The sequence below is a fragment of the Nitrincola salilacus genome (assembly GCF_046271865.1).
GTDB classification, from domain to species: Bacteria; Pseudomonadota; Gammaproteobacteria; order Pseudomonadales; family Balneatricaceae; genus Nitrincola; species Nitrincola salilacus.
On record NZ_CP176580.1, the window covers coordinates 318,678 to 331,330 of the forward strand.

10 protein-coding genes are annotated in these 12,653 nt (G+C 52.3%); all 10 read right to left on the reverse strand.

Translation table 11 applies throughout. The annotated features are described in order from the left end of the window. Nucleotides 1–55: 55 nt before the first annotated feature. The 10 genes from ACK3CJ_RS01575 to ACK3CJ_RS01620 all read right to left on the reverse strand — a co-directional run bounded on the left by ACK3CJ_RS01575 (nucleotide 56) and on the right by ACK3CJ_RS01620 (nucleotide 12,628). On the reverse strand, nucleotides 56–3,481 hold the full coding sequence (locus ACK3CJ_RS01575) for a pilus assembly protein (RefSeq protein ID WP_409524640.1): 3,426 nt from the start codon (nucleotides 3,479–3,481) through the stop codon (nucleotides 56–58). Nucleotides 3,482–3,495: 14 nt separating this feature from the next. Next, the gene (locus ACK3CJ_RS01580) at nucleotides 3,496–4,035 is read right to left on the reverse strand and encodes a PilX N-terminal domain-containing pilus assembly protein (RefSeq protein WP_409524641.1); all 540 of its coding nucleotides are present in this window, start codon (nucleotides 4,033–4,035) and stop codon (nucleotides 3,496–3,498) included. Beyond that, the gene (locus ACK3CJ_RS01585; protein WP_409524642.1) at nucleotides 4,032–5,012 is read right to left on the reverse strand and encodes a PilW family protein; all 981 of its coding nucleotides are present in this window, start codon (nucleotides 5,010–5,012) and stop codon (nucleotides 4,032–4,034) included. The genes ACK3CJ_RS01580 and ACK3CJ_RS01585 overlap by 4 nt, the downstream gene beginning before the upstream one ends. A 2-nt stretch (nucleotides 5,013–5,014) precedes the next feature. Further along, nucleotides 5,015–5,599 carry a type IV pilus modification protein PilV gene (gene pilV / locus ACK3CJ_RS01590; RefSeq protein ID WP_409524643.1) on the reverse strand — a complete coding sequence of 195 codons (585 nt, stop codon included), beginning with the start codon at nucleotides 5,597–5,599 and terminating at the stop codon, nucleotides 5,015–5,017. Beyond that, nucleotides 5,596–6,147, reverse strand: coding sequence for a GspH/FimT family pseudopilin (locus ACK3CJ_RS01595; RefSeq protein ID WP_409524644.1), 552 nt, complete (start codon nucleotides 6,145–6,147; stop codon nucleotides 5,596–5,598). The genes pilV and ACK3CJ_RS01595 overlap by 4 nt, the downstream gene beginning before the upstream one ends. Next, complete coding sequence (locus ACK3CJ_RS01600; RefSeq protein ID WP_409524645.1) at nucleotides 6,141–6,515, reverse strand: type IV pilin protein; 375 nt, start codon at nucleotides 6,513–6,515, stop codon at nucleotides 6,141–6,143. The genes ACK3CJ_RS01595 and ACK3CJ_RS01600 overlap by 7 nt, the downstream gene beginning before the upstream one ends. Before the next feature lie 202 nt (nucleotides 6,516–6,717). Beyond that, entirely contained in the window at nucleotides 6,718–7,428 is a 711-nt protein-coding gene (locus tag ACK3CJ_RS01605) for a LytR/AlgR family response regulator transcription factor (protein WP_409524646.1), read from the reverse strand. Between the two features lie 10 nt (nucleotides 7,429–7,438). Beyond that, nucleotides 7,439–8,482, reverse strand: a complete 1,044-nt coding sequence (locus ACK3CJ_RS01610) for a sensor histidine kinase (RefSeq protein ID WP_409524647.1) — start codon at nucleotides 8,480–8,482, stop codon at nucleotides 7,439–7,441. Nucleotides 8,483–8,508: 26 nt separating this feature from the next. Continuing rightward, the gene (locus ACK3CJ_RS01615) at nucleotides 8,509–8,934 is read right to left on the reverse strand and encodes a type IV pilin protein (protein ID WP_409524648.1); all 426 of its coding nucleotides are present in this window, start codon (nucleotides 8,932–8,934) and stop codon (nucleotides 8,509–8,511) included. Between the two features lie 22 nt (nucleotides 8,935–8,956). Beyond that, entirely contained in the window at nucleotides 8,957–12,628 is a 3,672-nt protein-coding gene (locus ACK3CJ_RS01620; RefSeq protein ID WP_409524650.1) for a pilus assembly protein, read from the reverse strand. Between the last annotated feature and the right edge of the window lie 25 nt (nucleotides 12,629–12,653).

Here is a 12,653-nt window from a genome sequence, read left to right on the forward strand (position 1 = left end):
AGTAAAAAGCCGACAAGCGTGCAAACGCATGTCGGCTTTTTTGTTATTTCAGTGTTTAACGATCTGCGTCGATGCTCCAGAAGACCCTTGAGCGAGTCTGTTGGATTACAGGGCTCAGTTCTACCGGCTCAAGGCCCTCGCAACCAATGCAGAAGGTTACAGGCTCAGGGGCGGGAGCATCAGGATCGTTTGGTGTTGGTGTAACGGTGCCTATAACAGGTGAAATAGGCATACCACCACCTGGTATCTCCACTGATCGGTCGCCTTCACAGATGCCGGTGCTGCCAATCATCCCAGAAGCCGTAAACAGGTTGACACGATATGCAGTATTGATGCCCAGAGGTCGGCTGCACAGACCAGCCACAGCACCGCCCGGCTTATAGGTACTGAAGAATACCGAACCTGCCGCGATGGCCGAAGTTGTGACAACCTGCTCACCCTGTCCGGTCAAATTCATAAACCAGCCTCGCTGGCCGGTAGGCTCGCCATCGTCGCCAAAAGTCGGGAGTACACCAGCGGTACTGCAGTCGGTGGACTCGGAGAAATTATTCAGTTGTGTATCATCCAGATTGACCGCAAGCTGGCTGCTGGCTTTCGGATAATCCAGAAACACATAGAAGCGATCGATAACATCGTCAACATAAGGGTAGTTGGAATCCAGTGGGCGCTCACGGTTGCCACTACCAAAAGCAAGATAGACGGTATCCTTATAGGGAAGGGCTGACGGAACATTAAACAGTTTGCGTGGATCCGATGCTTCTGCAGTGTAAGCAATCTTATTAAGTGTCCAGTCTACTGGAGCAAGTGCGTTGTTGTTTGCAGGATTGACAAAGTTTACACGCCATACATTACCGCTGAGATCGACGGTGTAGGCGTAATCCACCAGGCCATCGTAGTTGCTGTCCACCACTTTGATATCGGCCGCAACCGAGCCATCTGTCACAAAGTGCTTGATCATAGCGCCGGTCTTGGCGTCGAGAATATAGATGCCACGACCTTTTGCGTCGTCTGCAATGCAGCCGGTGACTTTGTTATCGGTATCTTCACAGGCATCATACCCACCGCCAAACATGACAATCGGTGCGGGCTGAATGAGAGGGTCTCCGCCCTCAGGGTTCGGAACCTCTTCTGTGTACCCTCCAACATAGGCAGCCTGAGGCAGTGACCAGGTCTGGCCCAGATCGCTGAATCCTGCCGTACAGCTGAGATCATCGACTGTTGTACAGCCAACTCGCCAGAGCAGATCAGGTGCATCAGGATCGGTTACATTCAGCGCGTAGACCATCCGGCCACCACGGCGCATGGTGGGGAATATATAGGCCAGCTCAACCAGATTGAGATCATCATAGATGACCAGTTGTCCGGCTGAACCATCAAAGAAATAATCCTTGGGCTCGGGGTTATCAGCCGGGTCCTGATTGGGAAAGGCTACCAGAGGAGTGTTGTTATAGAGCCGTTGCAACTTGCCAAAATGCTCAGGTGCCACCAGCGACCAGAGTTCATCTCCGGTTTCGGCAGAAATAGCACGGAACAAGGCGTCATTGGCACCATAGAAGATCACTGAGCCTTCATCGCCGCCATAGTTGATAGGCAAGGGGCGCGAGTGGATGACATCACCATGTATGTCCATTCTGTGATTATCACTGGCATCGAATCCGCGAATATATCTCACGATGTCCGTACCGCCGACATCACCTGCGAAATCATTATTGAAGGACGTTAAGTCGCCAGTGCCATTGACGGTATAAACAGTACGTCCATCGTCGCTGGCACTGATCCGGGTAATGTTGCGCGCACGCTGGGCGGCTCCGCCTTTTTCAACAAACGGTCCATCCGGCAGGTCATTCCAGGGTGTCAGGTTACCGACACATTGGCTCTTCGGCGTGGGGATAACGCCTTTGTCTTCCCAGTAATTGACTGAATCTGTGCTCCAGAAGCTTTCTGCACATTCGGCAGCAAAGTTGGTCAACTCGTTGACAGCCTCCTTGGGTGGGACCTGGGCATCAGCCAGTTTGACAACACCATCGAAGAGGCCTACCTGATAGCGTTTCAGGTTACCGAACCAGCGCGGTGCTGCAACCTGGTCAGGGCGGAACATGCCGATAAACACCTGATTTTCATTCTGTGCACGGTTGGTCGCACTCAACGGCAGTGCAACGGCGGCAAAGGTGGAGTTAACGGATAGAATATTCGAAATGATCGATTCAATGGCGTCCTGAATGGACTCCTCGTTCCGAGCGGCAAAATAGCGCCCCCCGCCAACATTGGCGCCACTGAGCATCAGGCCGGTGTGATCGGCATTCTGCTGGGCATTAAAAACATCGATGGTGTAGGTGATCAGGGGGATGCGATGCGTCTGTTGCACGCCGTCAGCATCTGTATAGTTGATAGGGACGCCGTGGCTGTAGAAAAATTTGGCCCAGTCATCAAAGTTCCAGTCTTTACCACTGCTGGTATCATTTTCACCGGTTGGTGTCACCTCTGTCAGCTCTTCTGTAAATCCGACAGACAACTGCCGCCTCTGTCCTGAGCAGCCTTGATTCCGGTTAGGGGTTGTGGAGCATGAGCAATTCTCAAGCCCAAAACACAATCCACCGTCGCTGTTTTCATCCGCTGTACAGGCGCTGGCACCGTTATTATTAGTGTTGTAACACGCAGAAGAGTAATCGACATGGTCAGGGTCGTCGGGTTCAGTGACGGAAATGTAAACAGTTTCGGAGGTTGTGGTAAACAGCGGAATCGGCAGTGGAGTGCCGCTGCCTTGTCCAGCCAGACGAGCTGGCGTGGCGCCCACTTCATTATACAACGCAGTCAGAACTGCGCTGTTGGTTGTATTGTCTGTGGCTGGGCCATTGTTATTAGGGTTGCCTATGAATATCAGGTAGGTCTGAGTACACAGGTCCTCATCCACCAGTGGCGACATGAACTGGCTGAACTGGGTCTGATAGCCGCTTGGGTCCGCGTGAGATGCGGGCGTGCCGCCACCTGACATTGATTGCTCGCTGCCTGTCAGGTAGTTGTAAACGTCATACATCAAGTTCCCGTAGGAGGTATTGGAGTTGCGCTTTTCTGTACTGCCATTGATATCACCAAAAATCGTATCCAGATGGGCATTCAGGGCTAGCTGGCTGGTGGCATTGAGTTCCTGCAGTGCAAAGCGGATAAAAGCACCGTCCTGGTTGGCGTTTCCTTGCGTAGTAAATTCCATCAGCCCGACATTGATCTGATCGGTCAGTCCAGCCAGTGCGTTTTTGATGGCACGCACTTCTGATTGCCCCTGAGCCAGTCCTCCGGGCCATTGCTGGCTCTGTCTGGCCCAGTTCGAGGTGTTGTCCAGCACTATCAGAATGTTGGGCAGTCCCCCGGTTGCGCCTGTACCGCCAGTGAAGATATCAATATCCTCAGCCTGAGCGAATGAGGAAGCAACCAGAAACAGCAACATCGTTAAACGTTGCAAGGATTTGTGGAATAGAGCGTTCATGGCTGATCTCCGGTTTATAGGCAGGTGGCTGCCGCATTATTCATGGATACCCGTACACCGACACCCTGACGCACTGTGGCACGTCCGGCCGTCAGGTTGTCGACCGCGATAGCCTGCAGATCCCAGGTGGAGTCAGCGCAAAGGGAGTTGGCGCCGGTCTCTATCAGGCAACCGATATCATCAGGTACGCTGAGATCCAGTTCGGAATTGAGGATAGGGTCGACCATAATGCACAGCGGCGGGTCGACGGTAACGGTAAAGTCATTGGTGCCATCGGCATTGATGTCATAGCACTTGGTATTATTGACGACGCAGGAGTTGATAAAGATATCGTTCGGTTGAGTGAAAAACAGTGTGCGGCTGATTGCCTCCTCCAGTGCCGCATCGGCCAGTGCGATCGCCTGCGTTCTGTTTTCCAGATTGGCGGTGACCTGCAGATTGCTGCGCGACATATTAAAGCTGCTGACGGCCATCAGTGTGATCAACAGCAGCATGATCAACGCAATGGCAAGTACGGCGCCTTTCTGTCTGGTTGGTAGTGATCTCTGTCTCATGGTTGCTCCCTCCGGCCGGCCACATTGTTGATGCGAACGGTGGTGCTATACATCTGGCGCTTGAAGCTGTCATTGAAGGTGATGGCTGTCTCATTGCCAAGAACATAGGATCTGCTGTCCAGGTGCCCCGGGGATGACTCCAGACTTCTGACGATCAACCAGACCCTGACGGCAACCGCGTTAGGCCATTGAGCTGCTGTGGGAGTGCTGGTGAACAGATCGGGTTCACCATTGTTGTCGGTATCAATACCATACTCAAAATGCAGCGCTTCGATACCATCGACCAGTGGCGTGACACTATAGACAGTGTTCGCGCCAAGCTCCGCCCGGCTCAGGATATTGTCAGCGGTGATAAAGTAGATGCGGTCAAACAGCCGGTATACGGGAGCCCGTGTGCTGCAATCCTTTGCTGTGGCCGTCATACCGCTGATCAATGCCGTTGATGCCGAAAAAATCTCACCTGGATCATCTGTCTGACAGGCAGAAACCTGCAGATGATAGGCGTTGGGTAGAAAGGCATCACAACCACTGCCGCTGTCAACGGCACAGGAGCTGGAGCGGCGAATAGCAATAAAATCATTGCCCGTTTTAAAGTCGGTCAGGCAGGTCGGGGCGGTGGTGATATTGTTGCCACCTTGTATAGGATACCCGAACAGGTTCTGGATATAGTCGTCGTTAGAGGCACTGGTGCTTGGATCACACTCATCGGGTAGAGTGCCTGAAGCAATCTGCTCGCCCGCCTCAGCAAAAAAACCCGCATTGCTCAACTCATTCGACAACAGCGTCATGGCATAGCGGCCATTTTCTGTCTGGCGATTGGTTTTTTCCAGTTCGCCACGTGTGCGGCTGTTATTGGTAAATACCTCCGTCAGCGCCAGCAATATCAGCAGACCTGCGGTCAGCGCTATCATCACTTCCAGGATAGTGAAACCTCTGGCTCGAGGCGGGTAGTTTGCCGGTGCATATTGGGTTCGCATAATCAAACTCCCAGAAAAGCCAGCATGACGGTCAATGAAACGGCACGGCGCAGGCTGTCATCGTCGCCATACATACCAGCAGCACAATCTACGCCTTGAACAACAGTGGGCGTTGTACCCTGCCAGGTGACAGTCACCCGGATCTGTACTTCTGGGACTGGCGCTGCGGAAGGGATAGTTTCGATACAGCCGCGTGCACCCAACATGGCACCGATATTGTCTCCGCCGCTGGTGGTTGTGGCTGCACCGAGCAGATTGCGATTCCAAGCACAGAGGTCGGTTGTAACCAAGTTGGCAGTTGGATCACAGGTGGTACTCATAACGTTGCCGGTGCCGTACACAGTTGCGCCGCTATAGTCGCCAGCTCTTGCCGCGGAAGGGTTGGCTTTAATGCGGCTGGCTATATCTTCGGCCAGCATCACCGCATGAGTACGTTGATAAGCTTCAAATTCTGCGTTGAGCATGCGAGCCTGAAGCCCGGCCAGCCCCAGCAAACCAAAGCCCAGCACTAATAGCGTAATCAACACCTCCAGCAGGGTGAAGCCGTGACTCTTTGCGTGCTGAGCGGAACAGGCTGCAGGGCTCATGAGCAGGCTCCTTTAGTGATAGATGCACGTCCATCCAGACCTATGGTCAGGCAGCGCTTTTTGTCATTCTTTAGGGTTGATTCCACATCAAAATTAACATTCCCAGCGAGAGACAGCCGCCCGGATGGCCTGAAGCTGAGCTCGGTCACTGTTGTTGTAATGGTCACATTGTCACTGGTGCGCTCGCGTGCCAGCGGGTTGGTGTCAACAGTCGGGGTGGCTGGGTCCCGAATCAGCCAGCCATCGCTCCAGGTCTCCCCGGATGCCGGGCGCAGCACTACAGCCTGATTGCGCTTGATCGCTTCGGATCTTGCCAGCAGCATGGTGGTGTGAAGGTCAGTGGCAACGGCGCGCACCTGTTGCTCGGCAATCAGATTCTGAAAACCGGGTACCGCAAGGGTAGATAGAATGGCGACCAGCGCAATGACTATCAGTATCTCAAATAGCGTAAATCCAGACTCTCCTACAATCGGGGCTGTAGGCCTGGTCCGTTGCCGGAATCGTGGTGCTGCCCTGTTTTCGGGTAGTGATTGATCCAGTATCACCATGATTTAACGCCTGCCTGATTGATGGTCAGGTTACCGTCGCTCGCCTGCATGCCGCCTGATCTCGGCGTTGCCGTAATGGTAAAGGTAGGAGGGGTTGCCACGGCGCTGACGATGGCGATGGTATAGTGCCGATCAACGTTTTCCGGCACGGTGGCTCCCAGCGCGGCAACCGTAGAAGCATAGCTTCTGGCATCAATAATGAACTGCTGCTGGCGCTGGGCCAGATCCATCAGGAAAGACTGGGCCTCGGCACGATTACTGCGTACCAGATACTGCTGATAGGAGGGGAAGGCAACGGCCGCCACTATCGCCAGTATAACTACTGCAATCATGACCTCTATCAGAGTAAAGCCTTTTGCTCGTTTCATGATTTCATCCATCCTGAGTGTCTTCGAAAAATGTTATTACACACCGATTGGTGTCTGGCCACGGATTGCGCACAAGGGTTTCCCGCATCTCAAAGATTATTGGATGGAGGCTGGCGAAGAAAGTAAAAGGGGCTTGTGTGGTAGGAATAAGGGGATGGACGGTCAGTATAGTATAAAATGCTGCCGTTCAAGGTACTGCGAATCAAGGCTCTGTTAACTGAGCCTTGATTCGGCTGCTCATACGCCGGCTGACTGCCAGTCTGTCCTTGCAACCATCGATTTCCACCAGGTGCTGACCATCGCCCTGAGCAATGATACCGCGCAGGCGCTGGCGATTAACCAGTGCATTGCGGTGAATCCGTAGCAATTGATCGGGATAACTCTCTTCCAGTTGCCTGAGGCTGCATTCTAGCAGGGCTTCACCGCCTTCAAACACCATGCGCACATATTTGCCATCTGCCATGAAGTAAAAGCTCTGTGAAAGCCGGATACGTCGATGGTTCCCCGACATCTGGTAACAGATCCAGGGGGCTTGCTGGTCATTTTTTTCCAGATGGGCGCGAGTCTGTGTACCCAGACGTGCCAGTGATTCCTGCAGGCGCTCAGCCGAGACGGGCTTCAGCAGGTAGTCGGCCGGGCCGACCCGATACGCATTCAGCGCATGCTCCGGATGAGCGGTGACAAAAATGATAGCAGGGGGGAGTGGTGGGAGTTGTTCAGCAACGTCCAGACCACTCATGCCGGGCATCTCGATATCCAACAACACCAGGTCAGGTTGTAGCGTGGTAATCATCTCCAGCGCTTGTAGTCCATTACAGGCAGTACCGATGCAACTGTAGCCATCTTGTTGTTCCAGCAGGCGTTGCATCCGTGATCTTGCCAGCGGCTCGTCATCTACTATCAGTACACGCATAAAACATATCCTATCGGGCAGTTGGCAATACGAGCTTGGCCCTGAACAAACCCTCGTGTGCCGATGTAATCAGTGAGGCCTGATCACCATAAAACAGCTCCAGCCGTTGTCGGATATTATCAAGCGCAACGCCGTTACCTCTACTGTGTGGTTGCTCTCTATCGTGTGGCTGCTTAGGTGTGAGTGGATTAAAAATCAGCAATGTAATGCGTTCAGGGCTTTGCAGCAATTCTACAGAGATCTCGCCACCCTGGGCACAGGGCTCTATGCCATGATGTACTGCGTTTTCTATCAGTGGCTGCAGAATCAGGCCAGGTGTCTCTATATCTGCAAGGTGGTCGGGTAGCTGCCAACTGACCCGAAGTCTTTTACCGAGCCGCCATTTTTCAAGATCCAGGTATTGTCGGGCGAGCACTATTTCAGCACTAAGGCTTGATGTATCACCCGCCTTCAGTGCGGCACGAAACAGATCTGACAGGTTCAGCAGGGCCGCCTCAGCTTCCTGCGGGTTGGCGCGGGTGAGTTCAGCAACGGTATTCAGGGTGTTAAATAAGAAATGTGGACGGATACGGGCTTGCAAAGCATCAAGCTCAGCCCGTGACTGGGCGCTGATATTCTGGCTGCGATCATAGTGCATGATAAAGAACTGCAGCCCGATCACACCGACAACCAGTGCTATGAGCAGGTTGTGCAGGATAAAACTGTTCAGATCGGTCCGTGGTTGCCAGCCAGAGTGTGTCAATGTGGAGAAGGCTGCCAGGCTGACCAGCAACGTCACAACCAGCAGAATGCCGAGCGCCGAGAAAGACAGTATTCTCGGGGTGAGTTTGCTCAGTCGTTTCTGCATATGACACAGCAGGAAAATCGTCAGCAGGGCAACCCATTGGACAAACAGGGTGCTGAGACTCAGGCGTTGCCAGCGGTCCTCAGCGACTCCAGGTGCAAGTGCCAGCAGAACAGCAACAGCCTGGGCCAGTATGATAGCCATCAATACCATTTTGCTGCGACAAAAAGTGGGCAGAGGTAGAGATGACGGAAGACTGGTTTTGTTCATGAGCACTTACTCAGAAGCCCGGTTGTTCACCAGCAGGTATCGGAGCCGGTATTGGATTTCCCACCAAGCTGATTAATTCTATGGGTGCCACATCCTGTGTCGCGAGTGGCTTGTATGCCTTGAGGAACAGCCTCAATTATGAATGCATTTGCTGCAAAAGAGGCCTCTGGAAGGTTAAAAGTATAAAAATTATTCAATCCATTAGCTGAAGCGCAGCCCATGCTTCGCAAGGTTGTTTGTGTGGTAGCGGCATTCGCTGAGTTATAGCGCAGGTTTGTAGTATAGGTGCGCTCCATATATTGCGCCATTTCGAGAAGGCAGGCTTGTGCCGTGCCTCTTCTGCTTTTCATGATATATTCCTGATAGCCAGGATAGGCTATAGCGGCAAGAATGCCGACAATAGCGACTACAATCATCACTTCTATCAGTGTAAACCCTTTACTCTTCGTCATAAAAACTTCCAGGTACAAATGGTTAGTCAGCAGGATTAATCAGTTCTCTCCATGAGGTACGCTCACTGAAACTGCCACTGCTTTGGGTGGCTATTGATTCTATCGTTCCATCCTCAAGATTAACCTGCATGACGTCATCTATAAATACCGGCGCGTTGGGGGCTCTATCAAATCCGATACCCGATACAGGGACATCGCCCAGCATATCATCGCTATTAAAAAGACCATCAGCGTTTATATCAAAGAATGTAAGGTTCAGACGGGCGCCGGTGAAGGGGTCTATGGCCATGACATAACCCCGGCCTGTGGGGGCGCATGGGTCGCTGCTGTCGGGTATACGGGTTGTACCGATCAGCACATCCCTTCTGAAAGAGTTTGCAATCACCATGCGTTCTCCTTCCTGGCCATTAACCGGTGATATCAGATCAATGTACCAGCCGGATTTTGAGTCCATATCATTTTCCACGGCGGCACTGATCACTCGCACATCCCTGCCATTCAGAACAGCTTCCTGCTCAATTGTTCTGGAAACCAGAGAGGCTCTTCCTGCAATATTGAAGCCCTCGTCTTTAATGCCGTACCAGGTTTGTGTCTGCATATCGAGCAGGTCATCCTGATGTAGATATTTCCCGGTTCCGAAGAATATCCAGGTGTCACCCTGCTCATCCTGCAGTGCGGTGGGTGTCGCCGTGATCGCCTGGGCCTGCCCGTCGCTGTCCCGTGCCTGAAAGAAGGAGGTGATGGCAGGTGTGTTTGTGGTCAGATTATTTATTCTATAAAGATTGCCATTAAAATCACCCGCATATACGGTGTCAGTGAAGCCATCATTGTTGCTGTCCCAAGCACGGATGCCAGACATTCCCAGACTTCCCGCAACAGCGGAATCAGTAACCTTGACTGTTCCGTTGGAGTTGCCGGAGCTCAGCGTGATTTGAATAAGCTGCGCTCTGTTGTTTGCACCATTAGGGCCGTTTCCGAGCAGAACACGCCACTGGCCATCGCTGACCTGTGCAATGATGGGGCTCCCGAGATTATTGCCCAATGCAGGTATATCGGTTGCGCTTTTTTCCCATAAGAAGGTGATGTTGGCAGGGTCGGTAATGTCAAGAGCATAGATGCCACGCCCGCCTCTGCCCAGAGTGCCAATCAGGATCGTTCTCCAGCTCCCCCCCATATACACGTCGGCAACCGTGATCTCACCGTCCAGTAAATACCTGTGATCATAGGCAGAATCGGCTATCTCTTTCAGTCCGTTCCTGATGACGGTGTCGGGAATAAAGGCAAAGGTCTCAACCCCTGTATTGGCATTGAATCCGTGCAGCATCCCATCGTTGCTCTGCACGTAGACAACAGGTGCTCTGCTCACTTGGGCGTTGGCATACGTGACATGCGTGCTGGCCCCTGTGAAGGATCTGTTGATATACAGCTGTCTATCCGGTTTGCCAACATATATTGGTTGTGAGTTGATTATGGTACCCAGCAGTGAGCTGCGATTACGGAAGGCTCCATTGCTGGACATCTCCTGCGATTGGTCACCGCGTATATAGTCAACAAGCTCCTCATCATCATTCAGCGCGCTTTTCTGGTCATTATTCAGACTGTTATATTGAAACAGAGGAAACTTACTGGCTGCATTGTTACCGGAAGGGTTATGGGTACGAATAATTCTACTATCCCAATCGGGTAGCTGCTCACTTGCTCTCCAGACTTGCAGACCAATTGTCCCTGTCGCTGGATCGACCGGGATGGCAATCAGGTCACCTGTCCAGTGCTCGCTGACGTATTCGCTTTGAAAAATTCGCGAGCCTTGTTCCAGCCTGAAAGTATTGGCCGTTAATGCAGTGCCTGAGCCTCGTAATTCCTGATGGATATTTGCGAAAGCATCCTGGAGGCTGGAGATCATCCTGTCCGCTTCACTGGCAACATAGAAATTATCAGGGCGTGAGTCTCCCGTAGACAGGGTGTCTCCCGAAGCGTTCCACCATGCCGCTGGCAATGCTGTGGTGTGCTCATAGGTGCTGTAACCATCAGGCACCCGGAAACCACCATACTTGGCGGCAAGCCAATACTGGTTTTGACTCCGAGACCCTAAGAATTGTCCCTCACGAACATCCACCCAGTGTGTTGATGTGGTTTGCTCACCTTGCAGGTCGGGTCTTTGATCGCGTGTGTGAATGTCATATGCAAGCCCCGCGATGTATGCGGAGTTTTCTCGACCCGTGAAAGGAGTGTTGATGGTAATACCTTCCAGTTGTGCCACTTTATCGGTAGCCGTCACAACATTAATGAAGTCATCATCAGATACTTCTGAGGGGGTGGTTGGTTCGTCTTCTGTGCGGGTGTTACCCGGTAGATTCTTATCTTGCCATGTGTTTACGTCGCCAATGCCTAAAATGGCGGTGGCCTGACACCAGAATTGATAAGGATCCTCCCAGTTCTCTACCACGGGAAAGCCATCGGCCAGTTTATACGCTTCTGCCAGGTCGGAGGTTGAGATAGTAGAGTATGCAGAGACATTGCCAACATTACGAATATAACGTGTTGCCGCATAATAGAGCTCACTGACAGGATCCAGGTTTTTATGGTTTTTGTCTGTCAGTTGTCCAAACTTATTCAGGTAGTTAATGACCCCGCTATCAAGAATGGTATTGGATGTGGTTAAACTCAGTCTGCTGTTGGTGGCAGACGCGGCATCTGGATCAGGGTTGCGGATCAGAACGCCAGTGGTGGTGTCCCACTCTTTATCAGGATTGTTTTCCCAGCCGTTTTCCGGGTCGAAACGCTGCGGGCCAATGTAACGTTGGTTCGCACGTAAAACACCGCCATCTCGATTTACCCAGCTGTGGTCATTAAGGTAGCCAAAAATACTGTAGCGAAGTGTGTCTGAGTATGCCTGCAATAACCCTTCAGGCTTCCAGCCCTGGCTGTATTCAATGCAGTTGTCCTCAAGCCCCACGCTTGCATCACAGACCTTAACGCGAATGCTGATTTCGTAGAGGGTGTGCTCTGCGATGTCTGAATCAGGGTCGTAAGGTGTGGCACTATCCGCGTTAACATCGTTATGGTTCAGCATGAAGCGCATTTTGTTGCCAAGCCCATTAATGCGCATGTGCATATGCCCATAGGAGGAGAAAGGCGTCGCTCTGCCCATTGCTGTTTGGCTATTATTACCAACGCCGTCAGGATGCCTTCTGTTTGGGTAAATGTCAGCACCACCTTGTCCATCATGGCGAGCTTTTTCCAGCCAGGTTTCAGAAGGGGTGTCCTTGACACGGAAGCCGCCGGTCAACGCCGAGCGGAATGGGTCGATGGTTTGTGTGGTCGCCCAGTTCAGAAAGTTACCGCTCCAGAGGAGATGTGCGCCGCTGTTGGTACATCGTCTGTCACTGGTTGTGCTGTAGGGATAAAAGTGTCGTTCGGACTCGGTTGCCGAGTAATGATATTTATAGCATTTACCGGAATCAAAATAACCGGCATAGCCGCGTGAATCGGTGTAGCCGCCGAGGTTGGCGACACTGTTGATGGTGGGCCACTCAACCGAGGGGGTCAGTATCAGATTGCCTGGAACGCCTTCACCAACCAGCAAGGGTTTCTGGCTGATGGCGACCTCTGCTGTCACTGACGTTGTCAAGGCTGATGATATTAATGCACAAAGTGTCAGAAGGGCCAGTTTTGTACAGGTTAACTTGATCATGCTGCTGCTCCCTGCCGGACAACTG